At 71.5% G+C, this 22,667-nt stretch carries 23 protein-coding genes; 10 read left to right on the forward strand and 13 right to left on the reverse strand.

Annotation, left to right across the window (positions count from 1 at the left end; all coding sequences use genetic code 11):
- The first annotated feature begins 109 nt into the window (after positions 1-109).
- Positions 110-1,747 carry an MFS transporter gene (locus ON36_RS24355; RefSeq protein ID WP_052314315.1) on the forward strand — a complete coding sequence of 546 codons (1,638 nt, stop codon included), beginning with the start codon at positions 110-112 and terminating at the stop codon, positions 1,745-1,747.
- Between the two features lie 213 nt (positions 1,748-1,960).
- On the opposite strand, the gene ON36_RS24360 is transcribed toward ON36_RS24355, so the two are convergent.
- The 6 genes from ON36_RS24360 to ON36_RS24385 all read right to left on the reverse strand — a co-directional run bounded on the left by ON36_RS24360 (position 1,961) and on the right by ON36_RS24385 (position 7,032).
- Entirely contained in the window at positions 1,961-2,716 is a 756-nt protein-coding gene (locus ON36_RS24360; RefSeq protein WP_043658147.1) for a nucleotidyl transferase AbiEii/AbiGii toxin family protein, read from the reverse strand.
- Positions 2,713-3,354, reverse strand: a complete 642-nt coding sequence (locus ON36_RS24365; protein WP_043658232.1) for a type IV toxin-antitoxin system AbiEi family antitoxin domain-containing protein — start codon at positions 3,352-3,354, stop codon at positions 2,713-2,715. Before ON36_RS24365 ends, ON36_RS24360 begins: the two co-directional genes overlap by 4 nt.
- 344 nt (positions 3,355-3,698) lie before the next feature.
- Positions 3,699-4,211, reverse strand: a complete 513-nt coding sequence (locus ON36_RS24370) for a DinB family protein (RefSeq protein WP_043658235.1) — start codon at positions 4,209-4,211, stop codon at positions 3,699-3,701.
- 89 nt (positions 4,212-4,300) lie between these two features.
- Positions 4,301-5,473: an NAD(P)/FAD-dependent oxidoreductase gene (locus ON36_RS24375; RefSeq protein ID WP_043658150.1), complete on the reverse strand. Its 1,173-nt coding sequence runs from the start codon at positions 5,471-5,473 to the stop codon at positions 4,301-4,303.
- Positions 5,474-5,555: 82 nt separating this feature from the next.
- Complete coding sequence (gene sigJ, locus ON36_RS24380; RefSeq protein WP_043658153.1) at positions 5,556-6,500, reverse strand: RNA polymerase sigma factor SigJ; 945 nt, start codon at positions 6,498-6,500, stop codon at positions 5,556-5,558.
- 46 nt (positions 6,501-6,546) lie between these two features.
- Positions 6,547-7,032: a MarR family winged helix-turn-helix transcriptional regulator gene (locus ON36_RS24385; RefSeq protein ID WP_245558189.1), complete on the reverse strand. Its 486-nt coding sequence runs from the start codon at positions 7,030-7,032 to the stop codon at positions 6,547-6,549.
- A gap of 96 nt (positions 7,033-7,128) precedes the next feature.
- Here ON36_RS24385 and ON36_RS24390 point away from each other — a divergent pair, with 96 nt between their 5' ends.
- Positions 7,129-7,563 (forward strand): SgcJ/EcaC family oxidoreductase, encoded by a 435-nt coding sequence (locus ON36_RS24390; protein WP_043658156.1) that lies wholly within the window; start codon positions 7,129-7,131, stop codon positions 7,561-7,563.
- Here the strand turns inward: ON36_RS24390 and ON36_RS24395 are convergent.
- The gene (locus ON36_RS24395) at positions 7,520-8,743 is read right to left on the reverse strand and encodes a DUF418 domain-containing protein (protein ID WP_052314312.1); all 1,224 of its coding nucleotides are present in this window, start codon (positions 8,741-8,743) and stop codon (positions 7,520-7,522) included. The genes ON36_RS24390 and ON36_RS24395 overlap by 44 nt on opposite strands.
- 104 nt (positions 8,744-8,847) lie before the next feature.
- Here ON36_RS24395 and ON36_RS24400 point away from each other — a divergent pair, with 104 nt between their 5' ends.
- The 3 genes from ON36_RS24400 to ON36_RS24410 all read left to right on the forward strand — a co-directional run bounded on the left by ON36_RS24400 (position 8,848) and on the right by ON36_RS24410 (position 11,106).
- The gene (locus ON36_RS24400) at positions 8,848-9,594 is read left to right on the forward strand and encodes a TetR/AcrR family transcriptional regulator (protein ID WP_043658159.1); all 747 of its coding nucleotides are present in this window, start codon (positions 8,848-8,850) and stop codon (positions 9,592-9,594) included.
- Between the two features lie 96 nt (positions 9,595-9,690).
- Positions 9,691-10,350, forward strand: coding sequence for a CatB-related O-acetyltransferase (locus tag ON36_RS24405; protein ID WP_043658162.1), 660 nt, complete (start codon positions 9,691-9,693; stop codon positions 10,348-10,350).
- Between the two features lie 129 nt (positions 10,351-10,479).
- A complete protein-coding gene (locus tag ON36_RS24410; protein WP_218001231.1) occupies positions 10,480-11,106 on the forward strand; it encodes a helix-turn-helix domain-containing protein in 627 nt (208 codons plus the stop codon).
- Here the strand turns inward: ON36_RS24410 and ON36_RS24415 are convergent.
- Positions 11,088-11,663: a dihydrofolate reductase family protein gene (locus ON36_RS24415; protein WP_043658166.1), complete on the reverse strand. Its 576-nt coding sequence runs from the start codon at positions 11,661-11,663 to the stop codon at positions 11,088-11,090. The genes ON36_RS24410 and ON36_RS24415 overlap by 19 nt on opposite strands.
- A gap of 82 nt (positions 11,664-11,745) precedes the next feature.
- Positions 11,746-12,660 (reverse strand): AraC family transcriptional regulator, encoded by a 915-nt coding sequence (locus ON36_RS24420; protein ID WP_043658169.1) that lies wholly within the window; start codon positions 12,658-12,660, stop codon positions 11,746-11,748.
- A 96-nt stretch (positions 12,661-12,756) separates the two neighbouring features.
- Here ON36_RS24420 and ON36_RS24425 point away from each other — a divergent pair, with 96 nt between their 5' ends.
- Positions 12,757-14,187, forward strand: a complete 1,431-nt coding sequence (locus tag ON36_RS24425; RefSeq protein ID WP_043658172.1) for an MFS transporter — start codon at positions 12,757-12,759, stop codon at positions 14,185-14,187.
- Positions 14,188-14,203: 16 nt separating this feature from the next.
- Here the strand turns inward: ON36_RS24425 and ON36_RS24430 are convergent, their stop codons facing one another.
- Entirely contained in the window at positions 14,204-14,647 is a 444-nt protein-coding gene (locus ON36_RS24430; RefSeq protein WP_043658175.1) for a DUF6194 family protein, read from the reverse strand.
- Positions 14,648-14,709: 62 nt separating this feature from the next.
- On the opposite strand from ON36_RS24430, the gene ON36_RS24435 reads away from it, so the two are divergent.
- Entirely contained in the window at positions 14,710-15,420 is a 711-nt protein-coding gene (locus ON36_RS24435) for a MerR family transcriptional regulator (RefSeq protein WP_043658178.1), read from the forward strand.
- 58 nt (positions 15,421-15,478) lie between these two features.
- On the opposite strand, the gene ON36_RS24440 is transcribed toward ON36_RS24435, so the two are convergent.
- The 3 genes from ON36_RS24440 to ON36_RS24450 form a co-directional block, all read right to left on the reverse strand.
- Positions 15,479-17,284: an alkyl/aryl-sulfatase gene (locus ON36_RS24440; RefSeq protein WP_043658180.1), complete on the reverse strand. Its 1,806-nt coding sequence runs from the start codon at positions 17,282-17,284 to the stop codon at positions 15,479-15,481.
- Positions 17,285-17,412: 128 nt separating this feature from the next.
- A complete protein-coding gene (locus tag ON36_RS24445) occupies positions 17,413-19,104 on the reverse strand; it encodes a SulP family inorganic anion transporter (RefSeq protein ID WP_043658182.1) in 1,692 nt (563 codons plus the stop codon).
- Positions 19,104-19,763, reverse strand: coding sequence for a GAP family protein (locus ON36_RS24450; protein WP_043658185.1), 660 nt, complete (start codon positions 19,761-19,763; stop codon positions 19,104-19,106). Before ON36_RS24450 ends, ON36_RS24445 begins: the two co-directional genes overlap by 1 nt.
- A gap of 148 nt (positions 19,764-19,911) precedes the next feature.
- Between ON36_RS24450 and ON36_RS24455 the strand changes: the two genes are divergently transcribed.
- The 3 genes from ON36_RS24455 to ON36_RS24465 all read left to right on the forward strand — a co-directional run bounded on the left by ON36_RS24455 (position 19,912) and on the right by ON36_RS24465 (position 22,664).
- Complete coding sequence (locus tag ON36_RS24455) at positions 19,912-20,925, forward strand: adenylate/guanylate cyclase domain-containing protein (protein ID WP_373281840.1); 1,014 nt, start codon at positions 19,912-19,914, stop codon at positions 20,923-20,925.
- 10 nt (positions 20,926-20,935) lie between these two features.
- The gene (locus ON36_RS24460) at positions 20,936-21,703 is read left to right on the forward strand and encodes an RluA family pseudouridine synthase (protein WP_043658243.1); all 768 of its coding nucleotides are present in this window, start codon (positions 20,936-20,938) and stop codon (positions 21,701-21,703) included.
- A 184-nt stretch (positions 21,704-21,887) separates the two neighbouring features.
- Positions 21,888-22,664, forward strand: coding sequence for a metallophosphoesterase (locus ON36_RS24465; RefSeq protein WP_043658189.1), 777 nt, complete (start codon positions 21,888-21,890; stop codon positions 22,662-22,664).
- Positions 22,665-22,667 lie beyond the last annotated feature (3 nt).

The raw sequence follows: 22,667 nt of genomic DNA on the forward strand, positions 1-22,667 counted from the left end.
CTTTCTCGCACCGGAGCGACACCGGTGACACCGTTTGACAACCTACTCCGCTCGTATGTACTTTCACCATGGAATTATTCCATGATGGAAGTAGGTGCCAGTGGACGAGATGGAAACAGGGGAGCCGCAGCCGACGGCGAAGACACCACTGCTGCGCTGGCTCGGTTTGCTCGCCATCGCCCTTGGTGTCGCGCTGATCGTGGTCGACACGACGATCGTGAACGTGATCATCCCGTCGATCATCGAGGACCTGAACACGAGTTCCACTGAGGCGCAATGGATTCAGGAGTCCTACGCGATCGTTTTCGCGGCGCTGCTGCTGGTGGTCGGCCGCGTCGCCGACATCATCGGCGCGAGACGGGTATTCGTGGCCGGTGTGGTTGTCTTCGGCGTGACCAGCATCCTGGCGGGGCTCGCACCCGGTGGTGGACTGCTGGTCGTCGCGCGGTTCCTGCAGGGCTCGGGTGCGGCGATGATCCTGCCGACCTCGTTGGCGCTGCTCAATGTCACATTCACCGGTAAAGCCCGTGGTCAGGCGTTCGCCGTCTGGGGTTCAACGATCGGTGCGGCCGCCGCGCTGGGCCCGCTGCTGGGCGGCTGGCTCGCCGAGCATGTGTCGTGGCGCTGGGCTTTCGGCATCAATGTCCCGCTCGCCGTGGTGATCGTGATCGGTGTGATGGCGTGCATCGAGCGTTCGCCCCGGATGCCGGGACGGCTCGACGTCCTCGGTTCGGTGTTGTCGGTGCTGGGCCTGGGCCTGCTGGCCTTCGGTTTGGTCGAGGGCCGTGTCTACGGCTGGATCACCACCAATCACACGCTGGAGATCGGTGGCTTCACCTGGGACAGCGGCCCGTCGCCGGTGCTGGTCGCGCTCGTTCTGAGCGTGGTCGCGCTCGCCGGATTCCTCGGGCGGCAGGTGGCCCTGCGCCGGGCCGGCGACGCCGATAAGGCGCTGATGGATCTGAGCCTGTTCCGGCTGGCGTCGTTCCGCAACGGCAATATCGCCACACTGATCATTGGACTCGGCGAGTTCGGCATCGTCGCGGTGCTGCCGCTGTGGCTACAGTTCACCCTCGGCTACAGCGCGGTCCAGGCGGGTCTGGCGCTGGTGCCGATCGCCATCGGAAGCTTCATCGCCAGCGGAGCCAGCTTCGGCCTGGCCGACAAGAATGTCTCGCCGGTCAACCTGGTTCGCCTCGGCCTGGCGTTCGAGGTCATCGGCCTGGGTGCGCTGGCACTGTTCGCCTCACCGGACACCTCATGGTGGTCGCTGGCGCTGATCCTGTGCCTGTACGGCATCGGTGTCGGTTTCGCGACCGCTCAGGTCACCAATGTGGTGCTGGCCGATATCCCGGACAGCGACAACGGCCAGGCATCCGGCATCCAGAGCACGTTCCGCCAACTCGGCTCCGCGCTTGGGATCGCGGTCCTGACCACGGTCTTCTTCACCACGCTCGGATCTCAGGTCACCGGCCATCTCACTGCGGACGGCATACCTACCGTCCAAGCTGAACAGCACGCGCACGCGATCACCAACAGCGCGGGCGCGGCAATCGAAGGGTATGCGGCCCAACCGCAGACCGAGCCGATTGCGGCGGCGGGCCGTACCGCAATGACCGACGGTATCGAGCTGGGTGGCTATCTCGCAGCAGGATTCGTCCTGCTCGGCTTGATCGCTACCGCCCTGATCCCGAAATCGGCAGCGCGCGATAGACAGCCGAGTCAGGTATCAGCCGCGCAGATCTGACCGAAAACGATCTCCGGCCCGCCCAGCCACCGGGTGCGCCGGAGATCGTGAAGTCGCTGATTCTCTCAAGGGGCAGCTGGAGCCAGCAGCTACAACGACCGGCGATGAACCCGCCGAACAATCGGCATATCGGCGGAAATCCGCAGCTCACGGCGGGTTCGCGATGTTGTAGATGCTGTACGTGCCCCGCCGAGGGCACCACGTAGGCCCGGCTCATTCGCTGTTCGAAATTCTCGCCCACGCGGCTCGGACCGCAGACAGCGCGGTCTCAGCGCTGATCGTCAGCCGCGTCTGCCCGGCCAGTTGCGCGTTCCAGTCGTCCTCGTCCGGCGCTCGATCGAACAACTGTGGGGCAGGTAGCCGGTTGGTCGGGCCGTATCTCCGGTACAACGCGCCCGCACTGTCGTCGATCGCGCCGATGCGGTCCAGCGCCCACAGGTCCCATAGATCGCGCGAGGCGCGCCGGTCGTGCCATGTCACGGTCTTGCCCGCGACAAAAGCCGGCAGCGTGGGTACGAGAAGCTCGACCGGTGGCACGTCGGTGTAGCGCTGCTCGAGCTTGCGGAGCTCGGTCGGCCACACTGGTCTGCCACGTGCGGACAGCAACTGGATCTTGACCGAAACACCGGATGCGGAGCGTAGGTGGGCGGCACCGGTATCCGGGACGGCGCTCAACGACGGTGCCCATTCCAGCCGACCGTAGCTTCGCGCGACCGATCGTGGCAGAGCAGCGTCGAGTTCGGCTGCCAATACTGTCCGGTTGTCCAAGGCAACCAGATCGATATCTTCGCTGAGTCTGCCGCTTACCAGATGCGTACGGGCAAGGGCGGTTCCGCCGATGAAGTGCAGCCGTTCGCCGAACCTTCCACCGATTGCCGCCAGCAGATGGGAGATCAGATGGTCGCGATCGACCTGCTCCGGCGAAACACCGAATTGGACTGCGACACTGTCGTGTTCGTCGATTCTCATGCTGCCACCCAGCTCTGCACGAGCCGAAGGGACGCGCCCAGTCGCTGATCAGTAGCGAGCTGCGCGAGCCTCGCCGGATCACTCCGACGGTAGAGCGTCTCGATCGCCGGGCGGACCTCTGCCTCCGCATTTCCCAGCTCCGGACGCCGGGCCAGATCGAGCACGGTCTGCTCCGGGGTCGTTACCAGCGCAGGACCCAGCGACGTTTCGACACGCTCGGCGTCGAGCGTGTCGGTATCGCGGCGAACGAACCGGACTCGAGCCGAGCGATCGGTCAGTGCAATCGGCCGATGCTGGCGCGGAACGGCGACAATCGCGGTCGCCAGCGCACGCGGCACGGCTCCGAGGACTCGAGCCGCGCTGATTCCCATGACAATGGCGTGATCCGGCCCGTAAATCGATGCCGCGATACCTGCGGCGACGGCCTCCAGGGCAGGCAGCCAGGTCCGGCCGACCTGGTCCGGCGCGACGATCACGTAGTAGCCGTGAGCAACGCGATGCAGTACGCCCCGATCGACGAGCCGCGCGATCTCGGGACGCGGTTGCGCGTAAATGTCGGCCAAATCCTGCGGTCGAAGGGTTCGAAGTGGCGCTCGCCAGAGTTCGCCGGGCAGCACGGTGCTGCGATACTCCGCCATCAGCACCACACCTCCTGGTGAGAGTATGCATTTAGTTGGCTGTTACCCAACTGAATGCATACTATCGGATGAGCGACAGCCGTCACCCATGCCACCAACTGGGGCTTGTCTCCTGCCCCACACCGGTGGGTGCGTTGGGGTCGGGGCCACCAGGTGCTCGCCGAGCCGGTGTGCGAATGCGTAGCGGCGTTCGCGCCACAGGCGGGCCGCGGCGGACGAGTCGGTGAGGGCGTGCAGGCCCGCCCGCCACTGCCGGAAGGCCAGGTCGGCGTCGTCCTCGGACACCACGTCACGATGTTCGTCCGGGGCGGAATCCGTTCGGGGTGAACGGCTTTCGGTCTCGGTCACACGCCCGTCGTTCCGTCTATGCGCTCGCGGAGGAGGTCGGCGTGGCCGCAGTGGCGGGCGTATTCGGCGATCATGTGGGTGTAGATCCAGCGGAGGGTGACCTCGCCGTTCCGGAACGGGCTGGTGGCGTCGAGGGCTCGGGTGGCGCAGTTGCGGCGGGCGTGGGCGATCTCGTTCTGCCAGGTCGTGTGGGCCGATGCGTAGGTGGCGTCGGGGGTGAGGTCGAAGCCGCCGTCGTGGTCGGGGGTGCTGGTCGGCGAGGGGTGGATGGCGGGGGCGGGTTCGCCGGTGAGGACTCGGCGGAACCAGTTGCGTTCGACTTCGGCCATGTGCCGGAGCAGGCCGAGGAGGGTGAGGGACGAGGGCGGGACGGCGGGGGTGCGCAGCTGGGTGTCGTCGAGGCCCTCGCATTTGCGGGCGAGGGTGGCGCGGTAGAAGTCGAGCCAGGACTCGAGGGTGGTGCGCTCGTCGGCGTCGAGCGGGGGCATGGGGCGGTCGGTCGTCGTCACGGGCTCGATGGTGCCAAGAGGGTCGGACACGTCGGTGGCGGGATCGGGTCGTGCCGGGGTGGCCGGCACGACCCGGACCTCGCGTGCGGTCACGCGTCCGCGGCGGCGGGCTGCGCGACGGTGACGTGGCGGCGGCGGGTGGGCATCATGACGGTGGGGTGGGCGATGCTCCAGGCGGCGCTGCGGCAGATGAACTCCTTCAGGCGGACGGCGGCGCGGCCGGTCAGGGCGGAGGACTTGGGTTCGTCGGCGGGGGTGACCCACTGGATGACGGCGTCGCGGCGGCCGAGGCTGACGCACTGGGCGGTGTAGCCGATGGTGTTGCGGGGCAGGTCGCGGCCGGTGAGGCGGGCGGCGATCGCGTCGGCGGCCTGGTGGGCGGTGGGGACGCCGGAGGCGCAGGACATGCGCAGGGTCTCCCCGTCGGCGCCGGGGGCCTGGGCGGCGTCGCCGACGGCGTAGACGTCGGGGTGCGAGACCGAGCGCATGGTGTCGTCGACGACGATGCGGCCGGTCGCCGACACCTCGAGGGTGGTGGCGGCGGCGATCGGGTGCACCGCGAAACCCGCCGTCCACACGGTCAGCTGGGCGGCGATGGTGCGGCCGTCGGCGGTGTCGGCGCCGGTCGCGTCCACGCGGGCGATGTCGGTGTGCTCGTGGACGATGATGCCGAGCCGGTCGAAGGCGGCCCGCAGGTGGGTTCGCGCCTTCTCGCTCAGCCAGTCGCCGAGGCCGCCGCGCGCGGCGAGCGCGACGGTGAGATCGGGGCGGGCCTCGGCGATCTCGGTGACGGCCTCGATGCCGGTGAGCCCGCCGCCGACGACGAGGACGGTCGCGCCCGCGCCGAGGGCGGCCAGGTCGTCGCGCACGCGCAGCGCGGACTGCTTGCCCGCGATGAAGCGCGCGTGTTCGGCGACGCCGGGCACGCCGCTGTCGGCGGCGGTGCTGCCGAGCGCGTAGACCAGGGTGTCGTAGGCGATGTCGCGCGCGTCGTCGAGGTGGACGGTCTTGCGCTCGGCGTCGACGGAGCGCACCCGCGCGATCTCGACCCGCACGCCGGTGCCGGCGAACACGTCGGCCAGGAGGCGGGTCGGCAGGGTCTGGCCGACGGCCAGCTGATGCATACGGACGCGTTCGACGAAGGCGGGGTCGGCGTTGACGAGGGTGATGTCGACGTCGGCGGGATGCAGCTTCTTCGCCAGGCGGCCCGCGGCATTGGCTCCGGCGTAACCGGCGCCGAGGACGACGATGCGGTGCTTCATGGTCTCACTCCTGTCTGGGTGGTGTTCGCTCCCTGAACCGGGCAGCGGACGGAAACCTGACAGGTCCGTGGTGTGATCCGGGTCACCAACCGGCGAAGGCGGGGTCCGGGTGTTCGGCGGCGGCCCAGCGGCCGGTCGCGCGGGCCAGCTTGGCGGGGTTGGCCTGGGTGTGGACGGCGGCGATGCCGTCGGTGGTGATCTCGAGGGTGATGATGCCGACGATCCGCTCCCCGACCACGATCACCACGGCGGGGACGCCGTTGACCACCTCGGCGAACAGGTCGGCGCGGCCGCCGATGTCGGCCCACTTGCTCTCGCTCGGCTCGAACAGGCGGCGCAGGAATCGCGCCACGCGCAGCCTGCCGGTGATCGGCTCGGGCAGCGAGAACACCACGCCGCCGCCGTCGCCCGCGCTGACGACGTCGTCGGCGAGCAGCCGGACCAGCGAGTCGGTGTTGCCGCTCAGGGCGGCGGCCAGGAACTCCTCGACGACCTTGCGCGCGGCGGCCTCGTCGACCTCCACGCGGGTGCGGCCGTCGGCCAGGTGCTGCTTGGCGCGCCGGTAGATCTGGGCGGAGTTCGCCTCGGTCAGGTCGAGCAGGTCGGCGATCTCGGTGTGCGCGTAGCCGAACGCCTCGCGCAACACGTAGACGACGCGTTCCCGGGCGGTGAGCCGCTCCATCAGGGTGAGCATCGCGATCGAGACCGATTCGCGCTGCTCGACGGTGTCGGCGGGGCCGGCCATGCGGTCGCCGGCCAGGAGCGGCTCGGGCAGCCACTGGCCGACGTAGGTCTCGCGGCGGGCGCGCGCCGAGGTGAGCTGGTTGAGGCAGATGTTGGTCAGGACCTTCGTCAGCCATGCCTCGGGCGTCTCGACATAGCCGCGGTCGGCCGCGTGCCAGCGCACGAACGTGTCCTGGACGGCGTCCTCGGCGTCGCCGGCCGAACCGAGCAGGCGATACGCGATCGCCTCCAGCCGGGGCCGCGCGTCCTCGAACACCTGGACCTCGCGCACACCCGCCGACATGGGTCCGAAGTTATCGGCCCGCGCCCGCTTCCGCCAGGGCGCCGGGCTACTCCGCGCCCGGGGCGCGCTCGCCGATCTCCTCGGCGGCGCGCTGGAAGGCGTCGGCGGCGCGGGCGAAGTAGTCGAACAACAGCTCGCGTTGCGCGGGCGTGTAGCCGGCGATGATCTCGCCGATGCCGCGCCGGGCGGGCGCGAGGACCTCGTCGAGGTCGGCGGGCCGCGCGACCGGTTCGACGATGACCTTGCGCCGGTCGCCCGGGTCGGGCACGCGGCGGACGTAGCCGGCCCGCTCGAGACGGTCGACCAGCCGCGTGGCCGGGCCGGTGGTGAGTCCGGTGCGCGCGCCGAGCTCGCCGGGTGTCATCGGCCCGCCGAGTTCGAGGATGTTGAGCGCGTACAGGTCGGTGGCGCCGAGGCCAACGGCCTTAGCGCCCGCCTGGGCATGCAGCACCACCGAACTCAGGTACCGGCGGAAGGTCTCGCCAGGGTCGGTTCCATGCCGGCCCGTTGACACGGGGTCCATCTCGCTCATTATCTCTTCCTCAACGCAGCAACTTTTTCAACGCAGTGACTTCCTAAACGCAGACACATCGTGTGCGCAGAGAATAACACGAACGGGGAATCAGCAATGGACACCGACGCGAACGCCATCCGCGACCTCATCGACCGCAGCGCCGACGCGTGGGCCCGCGGCGACGGCACCGCCTACGGCGACTGCTTCACCGCCGACGCCTCCGACGTCACCTACGCGGGATCGCTCTACCGCGGCCGGGCGGAGATCGGGCGGGCGCACCAGGCGCTGTTCGACAGTTTCCTGAAGGGGACCCGCCTCACCGTCGAGATCGTGGAGATCCGCCGGTACGGCGATGCCGCGGTCGTGGTGACGCGGGGCGAGTCCGCCAAGGGGACGCCGCGCCGGCTGGGAAAGGTGGTCACCTACACGGTGATTCGCGAGGCCGACGGTCACTGGCGGATCGCGGCCGTGCAGAAGACGCGGCGCAACCGGCTGCTGGAGGCGGTCACGTTCGGTCTGCAGCCGGGGACCCGGCCCGCCGCGCGGTGACGGGAACCTCGTTGCGCCACCGCGGCCGGTGGCCGATCGTCACCCAGCGCAGCAGCCATTCGGCCGGGCCGTAGCGGAAGCGACGCAGCCAGAGCGCGCTGGCCGCGAGTTGCAGCAGGTAGACCACAAGGGCGAGCAGCAGCGTCTCCGGCGGGGACAGACGACCCGCCGCGCCGAGCCCGACGCCGGTGAAGATCAGCAGACCGATGGCGGACTGGCCGAGATAGTTGGTCAGCGCGATCCGCCCCGCAGGCGCCAGGGCCGAGCGGATCCAGGCCGTGCGGGGGTGATGCATGAGGCGCAGCAGCGTGGCGACGTAGGCGGCGGCGAGGGCGGGCGCGGTGGCGACGCTCACGGCGACGGTGAGGGTGTGCCCGTTGCCGCCGCCGAGGGTGTAGATCAGGCCGCCGGCGAGCCCGATCGGGAAGCCGATCCACTGGACGCGCCGCAGGATCGGTTCGTCGCCGCGGACCCGCGCGAGCAGCTGCCTGCGGCCTGCCACCATGCCGAGCAGGAACATGGCCAGCGCGGTCGGGCCCTGGAGCGAGACCGCCTGCAGGATCAGCAGCGGGAGCCCGTCGAGGTGTCCGGCGACGACGTCACCCCAGCCGCCGAGCATCGCCGCCGTCGACCGCCGGGCCTCGCGCAGCGCCTCGTCCGTCGAGGGCAGGACCGCGGACGGGTCGACGAACAGCCCGGCGAGCAGCATGCTCGCCAGGACGACGCCGTAGAGCGCGCCTGCCACCCGCAGCGCGGTGCTGTCCCGGCACCGGCGCATCCAGAACAGCACGAGGCAGGCCACGGCGTAGGTGGTCAGCACGTCGCCGCCGTAGAGGAACACGATGTGGGCGACGCCGAGCGCGAACAGTCCGGCGATCCGGCGCAGCATGCGCGGTTCGAAGGCGGCGCCCGCGGCCGCGGCGGATTCCATCTGGAGGGTGAAGCTGTAGCCGAACAGGAACGAGAACAGCACGTAGAACTTCATGTCGACGAAGACCGACGACAGGTCGCGCACGAGGTCGTCGAGCGGCGTGGCGTAGGCGGGGTCGGTCACCAGGTTGCCCGGATAGGCCGAGGCCATGAACGTGATGTTGACCAGGAAGATGCCGAGCAGGGCGAAGCCGCGCAGGGCGTCGACGTCGTGCACCCGCGCGCGGGGCCGGGCGTGGTGATCGGTCATGGGGCGCCTCTTCGTCGTCGTTAGTATCCCTGGGATAGTATCTCGAGGAAACCAATTCGGGCGATAGGATTCCGGACGCCCCAGCGACCGAGGAGGAACCCGCCGTGACCGCCGCCGAGCCGCCGCCCGCCGAGCTGAGCAGACTCTGGCGCCTGCCGGTCACGCCCCGGGTCGGCAGACCGGCGGAACTCGACGTCGACACGGTGGTCCGCGCCGCGGTCGACCTGGCCGACCGGCGCGGGCTCGGCGCGGTCACGCTGGCCGAGGTCGCCGCGACGCTCGGCTTCACGAAGATGGCGCTGTATCGCCACGTCGGCTCGAAGGGCGAGCTGTTCGAGCTCATGGCCGACCTCGCCCTCGGGCGCCCGCCCGCCGTCGACCGCGCGGACTGGCGGGCGGGCCTGCGCGCCTGGGCGCAGGCGCTGTGGACCGTCCACCGCGAGCACCCCTGGCTGCCGCAGCTCCCGGTCTCCGGCCCGCCCCGGGGACCGCACGCGATCGGCTGGATGGACGCCGGGCTGCGCGCGCTGGCGGGCACGGACCTGGACTGGGCCACCAAGGTCGGCGTCATCATGCTGCTGAACATGCATGTGCGGCAATCGAGTCTGCTCACCCAGCAGCTCGCCGACGCCAGGACGGGCACCGGGCTGGACGAGGCGGCGGTCAACCGGGACTACGCGATCGCCCTCGCCCGGCTCGTCGACCCGGCGACCTACCCGGAGGCGGCGGCCCTCTTCGCCGGCCCCCTGTTCCGCGACCCCGCCGACCCCGCCGACCTCCCGGATGACAGCGACTTCGCCTTCGGCCTCGAACTCCTGCTCAACGGCGTCGCCGCGGAGATCACCCGCTGACCGTCGCCGATATCCGGTTGCCCGGGGTCGGGTGCCGTGGCAGCATGCTAATGCGAAACTTGTCGCATTAACGGCTTACGACTTCGAGGAGTCCGCTTGCCCGAAACCCCCGCGCCCGCACCCACCGCCCCCTCCGTGCTGCACCCGATGCCGGGCCAGCCCCGCGTCGTGCTGCTGAAACCGCTGGTCACCTCGCCGCTCATCGAGGTCGGCGACTTCAGCTACTACGACGATCCCGACGACGCGACCGCGTTCGAGACGCGGAACGTGCTGTACCACTACGGCCCGGAGAAGCTGATCATCGGGAAGTTCTGCGCGCTGGCCACCGGCGTGCGGTTCATCATGAACGGCGCCAACCACCGCATGGACGGCCCCTCGACCTTCCCCTTCCCCTCCATGGGCGGCGCGTGGTCGGCGCACCTCGACCTGCTGATGGACCTGCCGAATCGCGGGGACACCGTGGTGGGCAACGACGTGTGGATCGGCAACGGCGCGACCGTGCTGCCGGGCGTCCGGATCGGGCACGGCGCCATCGTCGGCGCGGGCGCCGTGGTCACCGGGGACGTGCCCGACTACGGCATCGTCGGCGGCAACCCGGCGCGGCTCCTGCGCCGCCGCTACTCCGACGACGACGTCGCCCGCCTGCTGGCGATCGCCTGGTGGGACTGGCCGCTCGACCACCTCACCGCGCACGTGCGCACCATCATGAGCGGCGACCTCGCCGCGCTCGCCGCCGCGGCGCCGAACGCCCTGTGACGCAGGGGGTGCGGGCCACGGGCACCGGTCACTAGCATCGCGGGAGTGGGACTGGTCTTCGGGACGCGGGGGTCGGATTCGGCGTGGGTCGAGTCCGTGTGGACGTGCCGGAGCGAGCGGGTCTCGGAGATGACGTCGGTCGCGACGGAGTCGTGGGGGCTGGTGTTCTGGGAGGAGCGCGGCGTCGCGTGCGCCGCGATCACCGGGCCCGAACGCGGAACGAGTACCGCGCCGGTGCCGGAGGGCGCCGATTTCGTCGGGATCCAGTTCGCGGTCGGTACCTCGCTGCGGAGGGTCGCCGCGCCGACCCTCGTCGACGGCGGACTCGTGCTGCCGGACGTGACCGGGCGCGGCTTCTGGCTCGACGGCGCGCGGCGGGAGACCCCGGGGGCGGACGACGCCGAGGCGCTGGTCGAGCGGCTGGTGCGGGAGGGCGTCGTCGTGCGGGACGAGCTGGTCACCGAGGTGCTGCGCGGCGCCGAGCCCACGGTCACCGAGCGGACGCTCGAGCGGCGGTTCCGGTCCGCGACGGGACTCACCCAGGGCGCCGTCCGCCAGATCGGGCGGGCCCGCACCGCCGCGATCCTGCTGACGACGGGCGAGGCGCCCGCCGACGTCATCGACAAGCTCGGCTACTACGACGAGCCCCATCTGGCCCGCGCGCTGCGCCGGTTCGTCGGGCGGACGGCCGGGCAGCTGCGCGAGGGCACCGGCGGGGCGATCGCGCTCGACCCGGGTCAGCGCACGACGTCGTAGACCAGCTTGGTCACGCCGTTGCTGTAGGAGGCCGAATCCCGCAGGCGCAGCTGCTGCTTGTCGCGATCGGAGCGCGCGAACAGACTCTTGCCCGCGCCGAGCAGGACCGGGAAGACCAGCAGGTTGTACCGGTCGATCAGGTCGGCGTCGCCGAGGCCGCGCGCCAGTTCGGCGCTGCCGTGGATGTAGATCGCGCCGCCGTCGGCCCGCTTGAGCGCGGCCACGTCGTCGGCCGAGCGCAGCACGGTGATCGGGCCCCAGCCGTCGATCAGCTCGTCGTCCTTCAGGCTCGTGGACACCACGTACTTGGGCAGGTCCCGGTAGGCGAGGTGGTCCTCGGAGTCGCGCCAGATCGGGGCGAACGCCTCGTAACTGCGGCGGCCGAACATGAGCGCCGAGGTGTCGGCCAGCTCCTCGCCCTTGAGCGCGAACGCCTCGGGGACGAATTCGGTCTCCATCACCCAGCCGCCACTGCGGTGGCCCTCGACCTTGCCGCCGGGCGAGTCGACCACGCCGTCGAGGGACATGAAACCTGTGTAGACGAGTTCGCGTGCCACGGAAATCCTCCTGAGTTCGGGTGTCTGCGATCAGGCTAGGCGGGCGGGCCCGCCGCCGTCTTGGACGAAACCGACACCGCGTTCAGACCGCGATCACCGGCGGGTCGTCCGCGCGGCGGCGGTAGCGACCCGGGGCGATGCCGTACTCGCGCTTGAACGCCTTCGCGAACGCGAATTCCGAGGTGTAGCCGACCTTTCCGGCGATCACGTGCAACGGCGCGTCGGAGTCGCGGAGCAGGCGGGCGGCGGTGAGCAGGCGCCAGCGGGTCAGGTAGGCCAGCGGCGATTCGCCGATGGTGCCCGCGAAGCGCCGGGACAGCGTGGCGCGGGAGACCCCGGCCCGGCCCGCGAGATCGGGGACGGTCCACGGGTGGGCCGGGTCCTCGTGGACGGCGCGCAGCGCGGTGGCCACGGCCGGGTCGGCCAACGCCGCCGCCCAGCCCGTGCCGCGCGGGGACTGCCCGGCGAACCACGAACGCAGCAGGAACAGCAGCAGCGTATCGAGGAGGGCGGGGATGGCGGCATCGCTGCCCAGCTGCGGCGAACCCACCTCCGCGCTCAGCAGGTCGACCGCGCCGCGCAGCGAGGGACAGCCGCCGAGCCGGGCCGGGAGATGGACGAAGTCGGGCAGGTCGGCGAGGAGCGGATGGCTGCGCCGACGGCCGATCTCGTAGGCCCCGCAGAGCAGGACGCAGCGGACCCCGGGACCGGTGACCTCGCGCGGCTCGCCGGGCCGGGCGACCTCGGTGACCGGGGTGCCGAGGGCGTCGACCAGGTCGTGGTCGGCGCCGCGCGGCATGAACACGACGTCGCCGGCGGCCAGGGCGATCGGTTCGCCCTGCGGTGGCAGCAACCAGCACGAACCCTCCAGCACGACGTGGAAACCCGCGCCCGGCACGACCGGATAGCGGCGCCCCCACGGCGCGTGCCGGATGAACATCCCGGAGGTGGGGCTGCCGGTCCGGATCGCGGCGACGGTCTCGCTGAGCAGGTCCACACGCACAGCGTAGCGCGTCCCGGATGAGCGATTCGGATATCGAACTGCGCGATACAGCCATTCAACGGCTCACGTCCGCACCATAGCGTCGAAGACATGACCGCGCACGGCACACCGCTCGCCCTCGGCGTCCTCTCGGCCGCCACCCTCATGACCATCCTGGACGGCAGCATCGTCACCGTCGCGATGCCCGCCATCCAGCGCGACCTCGGGTTCTCCCCCACCGGCCTCAGCTGGACGGTGAACGCCTACCTCATCGCCTTCGGCGGCCTGCTCCTGCTGGCCGGACGCCTCGGCGACCTCATCGGCCGCCGGACCGTCTTCCTCACGGGCACCGCGGTGTTCACCGCCGCCTCGCTGCTCGCCGGGGCCGCGGCCACCCCGGCCCTTCTCGTCGCCGCCCGCTTCCTGCAGGGCGTGGGCAGCGCGCTGGCCTCGGCGGTGGTGCTCGGCATCCTCGTCACGCTGTTCACCGGGGCGCGGGAACGAGCCTTCGCCATCGGCGTCTTCAGCTTCACCGGCGCGGCGGGCGCCTCGCTCGGCCAGGTGCTGGGCGGCGTGCTGACCGACGCGCTGAACTGGCACTGGATCTTCCTGATCAACGTCCCCATCGGGCTGGCCACCCTCGCCCTCGCCCGCCGGGCACTGCCCCGCGACGAGGGCGTCGGGCTCGGCGCGGGCGCCGACGCGCTGGGCGCCGTGCTCGTGACCGGCGGACTGATGATCGGCATCTACACCGTGGTCGGCATCGAGCGGCACCACTGGTCGTCGGCGCACACCCTCGGCTTCGGCCTGCTCGCGGCGCTGCTGCTCGGCGCGTTCCTGCTGCGCCAGCGCACCGCGGCGACCCCGCTGCTGCCGCTGCGGATCTTCCACTCCCGCACCGTCTCCGGCGCCAACGCGGTCCAGATGCTCACCCTCGCCGCCATGTTCGCCTTCCAGATCCTGGTCGCGCTCTACACCCAGCAGGTCCTCGGCTACAGCGCCCTGCAGACCGGGCTGGCCATGCTGCCCGCGGCCGTATCGATCGGTGCGGTCTCGCTCTTCGCCTCCGCGCCGCTCAGCACGCGGTTCGGGGCGCGGGCGGTCCTGATCGCGGGGCTCGTCCTGCTGCTGGCGGGGATGCTGTGGCTCACCCGCCTGCCGACGCAGGCCGCCTACGTCACCGATCTGCTGCCGATGATGGTGCTGGTCGCCGGCGGCGGGCTGGTGTTGCCCTCGCTCACCACGCTCGGCATGTCCGGCGCGCGGGCCGAGGACGCCGGGCTCGCGTCCGGGCTGTTCAACACCACGCAGCAGGTGGGCATGGCGCTCGGCGTCGCGGTGCTGTCGACGCTGGCGGTCACCCGCACCGGCGCCCTGCTCGGCGCGGGCGTCACCCGCGCCGAGGCGGTGACCAGCGGGTACCGGCTGGCCTTCGGCGTCGCCGCCGGGCTGCTCGTGGCGGCGCTGACGGTCGCCGTCGTCGTCCTCGGCGGGCGCGGCACCGAGACCTCCGAGCCACCGGCCGTACCCGCGGCGGCCTGAACCGCGGCCCGGCGGCTCAGTCCCCGTGCCTGCGCTCGTACCGGGCGCGGGCACGGGAGTGCGCCTCGCGCAACAACTCCCGCACCGCCTGCTCGGTACGTGGTCCCGGATCGACCACGGCCAGCCAGGCGGCCGCGGCGTAGACGGGATGCGGCAGCACGACGTCCCGGGCCGACGGGTCGTCCGTGGCGTCGGCGCTCCACGCGGCGAAGGCATCCCGGCCCGCGGCGATGTTGACCCGGAAGGCGCCGGGGCGGTCGAGGCCGGAGGAGGGCTCGCCCGGATAGTCCTTGGTCACGACGGTGGCGAAGGGCTGCCCGGACGGCACGACGCCGTCCGGGGCGAAATAGAAGAAATGGTCGCCCCAGGCGATCTCGGGCGCCGCGCTGCCCGGCCCGGGCGCCAGGTGCAGCACGCCGGGCAGGCCGGTCAGGTACTCGAGGAGGTCGTCTACTGTCATGGTTCGAGCGTGACATCGAAGTGCTTATGTGGACTCGGGACGCGACGACGAGGGCATATGACGTGGTGAACCTACATTCCGGTCCGCTGCGGACGGCCGACGTCGCCCGGCGATCCGGGTACTCGGTGCAGCAGATCCGGAACCTGGAACGCGCGGGCGTGCTCCCACCCGCGACCCGGAGCCCGGGCGGTCACCGGGTCTACGGCGAGGTCCACGCGCACGCGGCCCTGGCCTATCGCGGGCTGGCGGCGGGGACGGGTCCGGCCGAGGCGCGGGCGATCCTGCGCGCCGTCCTGGAGGGTGACCTCGCCGGGGCCCTGTCCCGACTCGACGCCGCCCACGCGCACCTGCACGGCGAACGGGCCGACCTGGACCGCGCCGTGCGCGCGGCGTCCGCCATCACGGCCGAGCCGATCGGCGACGTGCGCGCCGACGATCTCCTGACCATCTCCGAACTCGCCGGCGCGCTCGGCGTCCGCGCCTCCACCCTGCGCCACTGGGACGCCACCGCTCTCGTCGTGCCCGACCGCGCGTCCGACGGCTCCCGCCGGTACACCCCCGCCCAGGTGCGGGACGCCCGCGTCGTCCACCAGCTCCGCCGCGCCGGCTACGGCATCGACCAGCTCCACCCCGTCCTCGCCGACCTGCGCGCCGCCGCCCGCACGGGCGACCTGCGCGCCGCCCTCGCCGCCCGCGCCGCGACCCTGACCGACCGCTCCCGCGCGCTGCTCGACGCCGCCGCGGCCCTGCACGCCGTGATCCGTTCCGGGTGACGCCGACCCCGCGCACGACGGTGCCCGGCCCGTCACGGGGCCGGGCGCCGGTCGCGGGTCAGGGGGTGACGATCGGGAAGTTCGGGTCGGGGGTGTCGAGGAGGGCGAGCAGGCGCTGGAGGACCGCCGGGTCGCCGGTGTGGTCGATGCCGTCGAGGCCCTCGCCTGCCAGCAGCCCGAGGAGCTGGAGCTTGGTCAAAGTGACGGTGAGGTCGACATCGGCGGGGCGGCGCGGGTTCTCGGTGCGGATGAGGGCGCCGTTGGACAGGGTCAGGCGCATCGTGGTGTCGAGGTCGGTGAAGCGCCAGTCGATGCGGAAGGAGTCGCCGGCCGCGCGCGGCCCGTTCACGCGGATCGCGACGGTGTCGAAGAGCTGGCCGATGGTGAGCTGGGTGGCCAGGCCGGTGGCGGTGTTGACCGGCGTCGGCACGATGCCGTTGCGCAGTTCGACGGCACCGGTGAGGTAGAAGCCGCGCCAGGTGGCGTTCTCGCTGCCGAAACCGAGCCGGGTGTAGACCTCGGCGAGGGCGTCCTTGGCGGTGGCGTTGTCGGGGTCGGCGAAGACGGCGTGCTTGAGCAGCTCGGCCGCGAAGCGCAGGTCGCCGTCGCGGCTGTAGGCGGCGGCCTTCTCGATGACGGCGTCGGCGCCGCCGATGGTCTCGACGTAGCGCGCGGCCAGTTCCTGGGGCGGATGCTGCCACAGCGAGCTCGGGTGACCGTCGAACCAGCCGAGATACCGCTGGTAGATCGCCTTCACGTTGTGGCTCACCGAGCCGTAGTAGCCGCGGGCGCTCCACGCGTCGGCGAGCCCGGGCACGAGCTCGATCTGCTCGGCGATCTCCGGGCCGGTCAGGCCCTGGTTGAGCAGGCGGAGGGTCTGGTCGTGCAGGTACATGTAGAGGTCGCGCTGGACCGACAGGAAGTCGGTGAGGTTCTCGGTCCCCCAGGTCGGCCAGTGGTGGGAGGCGAAGGCGACGTCGGAGTCGGCGGCGAAGAGCTCGATGGCCTCGTCGAGGTAGTGCGACCACGCCCGCGAATCGCGGACCACCGCGCCGCGCAGGGTCAGCAGGTTGTGCAGGTTGTGGGTGGCGTTCTCGGCCATGCACAGCGCCCGGTGCCGGGGGAAGTGGAAGTTCATCTCCGCGGGCGCCTCGGTGCCGGGCGTGACCTGGAAGACGATCGGCACGCCGTCCACGGTCTCGCGCTGACCGGTGTGGGTGATGTCGACCGTCGGGGCGATCAGGCCGATCGAACCCGCCGAGCCACGGATGCCGAGCCCGGTGCTGACCTGCCCCTCGGCGGAGATCGGCAGGGCGTAGCCGTACATGTAGGTGGCGCGCCGGGTCATCGCGTTGCCCGCGTAGACGTTCTCCGAGACCGCCTCGGCCAGAAAACCTTCCGGCGCCAGGATCGGGACGTCGCCGCGGCCGTCGGGCAGCACGCCCTCCACGCCGCCGAAGTGGTCGACGTGGGAATGGGTGTAGATGACCGCGGTCACCGGGCGGTCGCCGCGGTGCGCGCGGTACAGCGCCAGCCCGGCCGCGGCGGTCTCGGCCGAGATCAGCGGGTCGATGACGATGACGCCGGTGTCGCCCTCGACCAGCGTCATGTTGGACAGGTCGAAGCCGCGGATCTGGTAGATGCCCTCGGTGACCTCGAACAGGCCGTTGGTCAGACACAGCTGGGCCTGCCGGAACAGGCTCGGGTGCACGGTGTCGGGGCAGTCGCCGGACAGGTAGGTGTAGCCGGAGGTGTCGAAGACCGACTTGCCGTTCGCGTCCTTGATGACCAGCGGTTCCAGCGTCGCGATGAACCCGCGCGACGCGTTCTCGAAATCGGTTCGGTCGCCGTAATCCAGTGCCATGGTCGGAATCAGCTCCTCCGCTCGGATGCCTGCCCTTGCGGCCTCGATGCTCGGCGCGGGCGCCCGGCGGCGCCTCACCCGCTACGGGTGAATTCGGCCGGTGGGCACACCGGCGGGGCACGGTCGGGTCAGTGGCGGCCCGGCGGCTCGGGCAGGTCGGCGGTGGCCTCGGCGATCGTCGGGTAGACGCCGATCGGGGTGTCGCCGCTCTCGGCCGAGCCGAGCATCTCGGCGAACTGGGCGACCGAGCGGGCGATGCGGAAGTCGATCCGCCTGCGCGCCAGCTCGTTGCGCAGGTCGAGCAACGCCTCCGCGGCGGAGACGTCGATGGACGGTGAGGTCTCGGCGTCCAGGACGACCAGTCGGGTGGTGTCGGTGCACAGCTCGGCGATGCGGCTCTTCACGTAGTCGGCGTTGGCGAAGTACAGGCCGGACTCGACCCGCACGACCAGCAGGTCCGGCCTGCCCGACAGTTCCGGGTGCCGGGCCAGGTCGACCCAGAGCCGCCCCTGGCCGGCCAGCGCCGCCACGTGCGGCTGCGAGGACCGGTACACCAGCAGCACGATCGAGATGCCGACGCCGATGAGCAGCCCCGGCAGGGTGTCGAAGACCAGCACGCCCAGCATCGCGCTGACAGCGGCGATGAAGTCGACCCGCGCGGCGTGGCCGTAGATGCTGCCCAGCAGCTGGGTCCAGACCCGGTAGAGCCTGCGCAGGGCCGCGATGTCGACCAGTTCGACGACCGCGGCGATGACCACCGCGGCCAGCGTCGCCTCGGGCAGGTTCTCGAACAGGCCGGTCAGGAACAGCAGGGTCAGCACCGTGAGGACAGCGACCACCAGGCCGCTGACCTGGGTCTTCGCTCCCGCGCCGCCGTTGACCGCGGTCTTGGAGAGGCTGCCGTTGACCACCATGCCCGACGCGAGGCCCGACCCCAGGTTGGCCGCGCCGAGCCCCATCAGCTCGCGGTTGGCGTCGATGGAATACCCGGCCCGCGCCGCATAGGTCTTCGCCGCGCCGAGGCCCTCGGCGAACCCGATGAGCAGTACGCCCACCGCCGGGCCCGCCAGGTCGAGATAGTCGCCGAGGCCGACGCCGGAGGGCGGACCGAGGTGCGGCAGCCCGGCGTCGATATGCCCGACGATGGCGACGCCCTTGTCGTCGAGGGAGAAGACCTGCACCGCGACGATGCCGAACAGCACGGCCACCAGCGACCCCGGCACCACCGGCAGCCACCGCCGGAGCGCCAGCACGAGCGCGAGGCTGATCAGGCCGACGGCGAGCGTGCGGCCCTGGATGTCACCGAGTTTCGTGAGCACGCCCCACGCCTGCTCGAAGAAGTTGCCCGAGTCCTTGTGTACGCCGAGCAGTTTGGGCACCTGGCCGATGATGATCGTCAGCGCCAGACCGACGATGAAACCCTTGAGCACCGGCTCGGAGATGAACGAGGCGACGAAGCCCAGGCGCACGAGTCCCGCGACGAGGCCGACGACGCCCGTGCAGATCGCCAGGGCGGTCGACAGGGCCAGGTAGCGGGTCGGGTCGGCCCCGGCCAGCGGCGTGACGATGGCCGCCGACAGCGCCGCCGTCGCCGACATCGGGCCGACCACCAGGTGCCGCGAACTGCCCGCGAGCGCGTAGAGCACCAGCGAGGGCACCGCCGCGTACAGCCCGACCACCGGCGGCACCCCGGCGATCGAGGCATAGGCCAGCGCCTCGGGCACCAGCACCGCCCACACCGTCAGCCCGGCGATGACGTCCGGACGGAGCCAGGATCGCTGGTAGCCCTGCAGGGAGGGGAAGACCGGCCAGGACGCCATCACAGCCCGCCGATGCCCTTGCCGACCACGACGGCACCCATGATGAGCAGCACGATCGCCATGACGATGTGGTTGTCGGCCTGGAGCCAGGCGCGGGCCGTGTCGAGGGCGGGCGCGAGCCGCTGCGCGGCCACGCTGTAGCCGATCACCACCGCGAGGACCACCGAGGACGCCAGCAGGGTGAAGATCAGCACGGCCGCCACGTCGGCGCCGCCGGACAGGCCCGCGCCGCCGATGGCGACACCGGCCGACACGCACAGCAGCAGGTTCTTGGGGTTCACCGCCGACAGGAGCGCGCCGAGGCCGATCGCCTTGACCGTGGTGACGGTGTCGAGGGCCTGCATCCAGCCCGGGACCGAGTCGTCGTCGCGGTCCCGCCACTGCTTGACCGCGAGCACGATCAGCAGCGCGCCGAGCACGATCTTGATCCACGACACCGTGGCCGACGGCCCGCCCGCATCGGTGTCGCCGAGGGACCCCGACAGCAGCGTCAGCACCGCCGTCACCACCAGGATCCCGGCGACCCAGCCGAGCGCGAAGCCCTTGGCCGCGCCGCCCGCGTTCTCCGACAGGATCAGCAGGATCACCGCGACGATCGGGATCGGCGAGATCGCCACACCGACGGCCAGCGGTAACAGATCACCAATGACAGCGCCCATGTCCGGCACGTTAGGGGCGCCGCGGGCGATCGCGCGTCACACGTTCCGGGTGAGATCGGGGCCCGGGGGAACAGCGCGGGGACGCCGCGGTGGTGAGTCTCCCCAACCGGGCGGCAAGCCTGGTTGCGCACCGGTGCCGGGCCGTAGGGTGCCTGTCATGAGCGATGCGGACCGCGTGGTGCAGCGGATGAGCGAGGACTATCTGCTGGGCGGGCCGCGCGTCTACACCCGCGAACAGGTGGCCGAGCAGTCCGGCGTGGCGGCGGCGGACACCGGGCGCCTGTGGACGGCACTGGGTTTCCCCGCCAACCCCGACGACGAGATCGACTACACCGAGGCCGACGTCGACGCCGTGCGCAACTTCCGCGGTATGAACGAGGTGGCGCGCTCCGACATCCGGCAGCAGGCCGCGGCGGCGAGGACCAACGGCCAGGCGCTGGCCCGGCTGGCCGAGTGGCAGGCCGACCTGGTGCTGGCCGAGATCCGCGCCCGGGTGGCCGCGGGCGACCCGGCGCTGTCGGAGGACGAGCTGATCAGGGCCGCCACCGAATCCACGCTCGCCGGGATCGAGCAGTTGCAGACCTACGTCTGGCGGCGGCACCTGGCGGCCGCGCTGGCCAGGGCCATCGACTCGCCGCCCGACAGCGAGGACTCCACCCGGGTGCTCGCCGTCGGCTTCGCCGACATGGTCGGGTTCACCCGGCTGACCCGGCACCTGCATCCCGACGAACTCGCCACCCTGCTCGAGGCCTTCGAGTCGACGACCACCGCGGCCATCACCGAGAACGGCGGCTGGGTCATCAAGAACGTCGGCGACGAGGTGATGTTCGCGGCCGAGACGGCCACCGCCGCGGCGCGGATCGCGCTCGCCATCCAGGAGTCGACGATGCTGGTCGGCGGCACGCCGGAGCTGCGGGTCGGGGTGGCCTACGGCGAGGTGCTCAAGCGCTTCGGCGACCTGTACGGGTCGGTGGTCAACATCGCCGCCCGGCTCACCGGCGTCGCCCGGCCGGGCAACGTCCTCATCGACGACGAGGCCGCCGACGCCCTGGCGGGCGACCCGGCCTTCGCCATCCGGCACCTGCGCAGCGTGCGGGTGCGCGGCTTCAACCGGTTGCGGCCGCACCGCCTGCGGCGCGGCGCGGGTCACGGGCCGGACTAGGGTGTCCCGGGTGCAGAAGGACTGGTCACAGGTGCGCGCGGAGTGCACCGTCTACGCAGACGATGCCGTGCTGGCGTTGAACAAGCCCGCCGGGATCTCGGTGACCGGGGAGCGTCACGACACCGACCTGGTCGAGCTGGCCGCCGCGGCGGGCACCCGGCTCTACCCGGTGCACCGCATCGACAAGGTCACCTCCGGGCTGGTGCTGCTGGCCACCGACCTGGCCGCGCACGGGCCGCTGACCCGCCAGTTCACCAAGCAGACCGCCGCCAAGACCTACCTGGCCGTCGTGCACGGCGACGGACTGCCCGACACCGGCGTCGTCGAACTGCCGCTGAGTGTCGGCCGCAAGAACCGGGTCCGCATCGCCGCCCCGCGCGAGGCGATCCGCCGGGACGGGGATCGGTGGTTCGCCGACGAGGCCGACCTGCTGCCGACCAAGAACTATCCGTCGCGTACCGAGTTCGCCACGCTGGCCCGGTTCGGCGACCGCGCGGTGCTCGCCCTTCGCCCGGTCACGGGGCGGCGCCACCAGCTCCGCGTCCACCTGGCCTGGATCGGGCACGCGATCCTGGGCGATCCGCTGTTCGACCGCACCGGCGGTTTCGCGCGCACGCACCTGCACTCGTGGCGGCTGCGGCTCGACGCAGGCTGGCGCACCCCGCCGGAGCTGGCCCTCGCCGCCGAGCCCGGCGCGGACTTCTGGACGCCGCTGCCCGAGGACGCCGACCCCGCCGCCCTGCTGGCCGCGGCGGGACGCGCGTTCCCCGACCGCTGACCGGCGCCCGCCCGACGGCGCCGGATCCGGTGGCGCGCGACACAGACCGGTGATCGGGTTTCGCGGCGTGGCACGCCTCATGAAGACACGAAAGTGCAGGTCATCTAGCCTTGGAGGGTGCCTGGGAGTCATACCGGCACACTCTGACGCAACGGAGCGATCCCAGAGAAGAAAGCGACTGCCGATGATCCTGGCGGCTCAGCTCAGCGACACCCACTTCGACGGCAAACCCCGCAACATCGAACGCGTCGAGCGCGTCATGGCGTTCCTCGCCGACCTGCCGCGCAGGCCCGACGTCATCCTGGTCACCGGCGACGTCACCGACTCGGGCAGGCCCGAGCAGTACGCCGAGGCCCGCCTCGCGCTGGCCGCCGACCTGCCCGTGTGCGTCCTGCCCGGCAACCACGACGACCGCGGCGCGTTCCGCTCCGTGCTGTTGGGGGAGCCGGCCTCGACCGCCCCGATCAACAGCGTCCACCGGACCGGCACGCTGACCCTGATCCTGCTCGACTCGAGCGTCCCCGGCGAGCCCGGCGGCCTGCTCACCGACGACACCTACGCCTGGCTCGACGCCACCCTCGCCGAGACGCCCGCCGATCACTCCGTTCTGCTCGCCCTGCACCATCCGCCGTCGCTGCTGCACAGCCCGATCGTGGACGGCATCGCCCTGGCCGACCCGGATCGCCTGGCGGGCATCGTCGCGGGCGACGACCGCATCCTCGCGGTCCTCACCGGGCACGCGCACTCCCCCGCCGTCACCCTGTTCGCAGGCAAACCCCAGCTGACCGGGCCGAGCACCGCCTCGGTCCTCGGCCCGGCCTGGGAACTGGCCGCGCCGCACCGCGTCATGGACTACGCGCCGGATCCGGCCCTCGCCCTGCACGTCATCGACGGGGGCAGGCTGACGACCCATTTCCGCAGCGTCGCGATGGGCGGGTGGCTGGCGCAGAGTCCGGTTTAGACT

The sequence above is a fragment of the Nocardia thailandica NBRC 100428 genome (genome assembly GCF_000308795.1).
GTDB lineage: Bacteria > Actinomycetota > Actinomycetes > Mycobacteriales > Mycobacteriaceae > Nocardia > Nocardia thailandica.

What these genes read in the sequence shown, in the direction of transcription:
- ON36_RS24425 (WP_043658172.1), top strand. Translation starts at nt 12,757, where the DNA reads ATGACCGCGCACGGCACACCGCTCGCCCTCGGCGTCCTCTCGGCCGCC.
- ON36_RS24395 (WP_052314312.1), bottom strand. Translation starts at nt 8,743, where the DNA reads ATGACCGATCACCACGCCCGGCCCCGCGCGCGGGTGCACGACGTCGAC.
- sigJ (WP_043658153.1), bottom strand. Translation starts at nt 6,500, where the DNA reads ATGTCGGCGGGTGTGCGCGAGGTCCAGGTGTTCGAGGACGCGCGGCCC.
- ON36_RS24465 (WP_043658189.1), top strand. Translation starts at nt 21,888, where the DNA reads ATGATCCTGGCGGCTCAGCTCAGCGACACCCACTTCGACGGCAAACCC.
- ON36_RS24365 (WP_043658232.1), bottom strand. Translation starts at nt 3,354, where the DNA reads ATGGCGGAGTATCGCAGCACCGTGCTGCCCGGCGAACTCTGGCGAGCG.
- ON36_RS24410 (WP_218001231.1), top strand. Translation starts at nt 10,480, where the DNA reads ATGACGTCGGTCGCGACGGAGTCGTGGGGGCTGGTGTTCTGGGAGGAG.
- ON36_RS24375 (WP_043658150.1), bottom strand. Translation starts at nt 5,473, where the DNA reads ATGAAGCACCGCATCGTCGTCCTCGGCGCCGGTTACGCCGGAGCCAAT.
- ON36_RS24445 (WP_043658182.1), bottom strand. Translation starts at nt 19,104, where the DNA reads ATGGCGTCCTGGCCGGTCTTCCCCTCCCTGCAGGGCTACCAGCGATCC.
- ON36_RS24440 (WP_043658180.1), bottom strand. Translation starts at nt 17,284, where the DNA reads ATGGCACTGGATTACGGCGACCGAACCGATTTCGAGAACGCGTCGCGC.
- ON36_RS24360 (WP_043658147.1), bottom strand. Translation starts at nt 2,716, where the DNA reads ATGAGAATCGACGAACACGACAGTGTCGCAGTCCAATTCGGTGTTTCG.
- ON36_RS24385 (WP_245558189.1), bottom strand. Translation starts at nt 7,032, where the DNA reads ATGAGCGAGATGGACCCCGTGTCAACGGGCCGGCATGGAACCGACCCT.
- ON36_RS24390 (WP_043658156.1), top strand. Translation starts at nt 7,129, where the DNA reads ATGGACACCGACGCGAACGCCATCCGCGACCTCATCGACCGCAGCGCC.
- ON36_RS24430 (WP_043658175.1), bottom strand. Translation starts at nt 14,647, where the DNA reads ATGACAGTAGACGACCTCCTCGAGTACCTGACCGGCCTGCCCGGCGTG.
- ON36_RS24355 (WP_052314315.1), top strand. Translation starts at nt 110, where the DNA reads ATGGAAACAGGGGAGCCGCAGCCGACGGCGAAGACACCACTGCTGCGC.
- ON36_RS24450 (WP_043658185.1), bottom strand. Translation starts at nt 19,763, where the DNA reads ATGGGCGCTGTCATTGGTGATCTGTTACCGCTGGCCGTCGGTGTGGCG.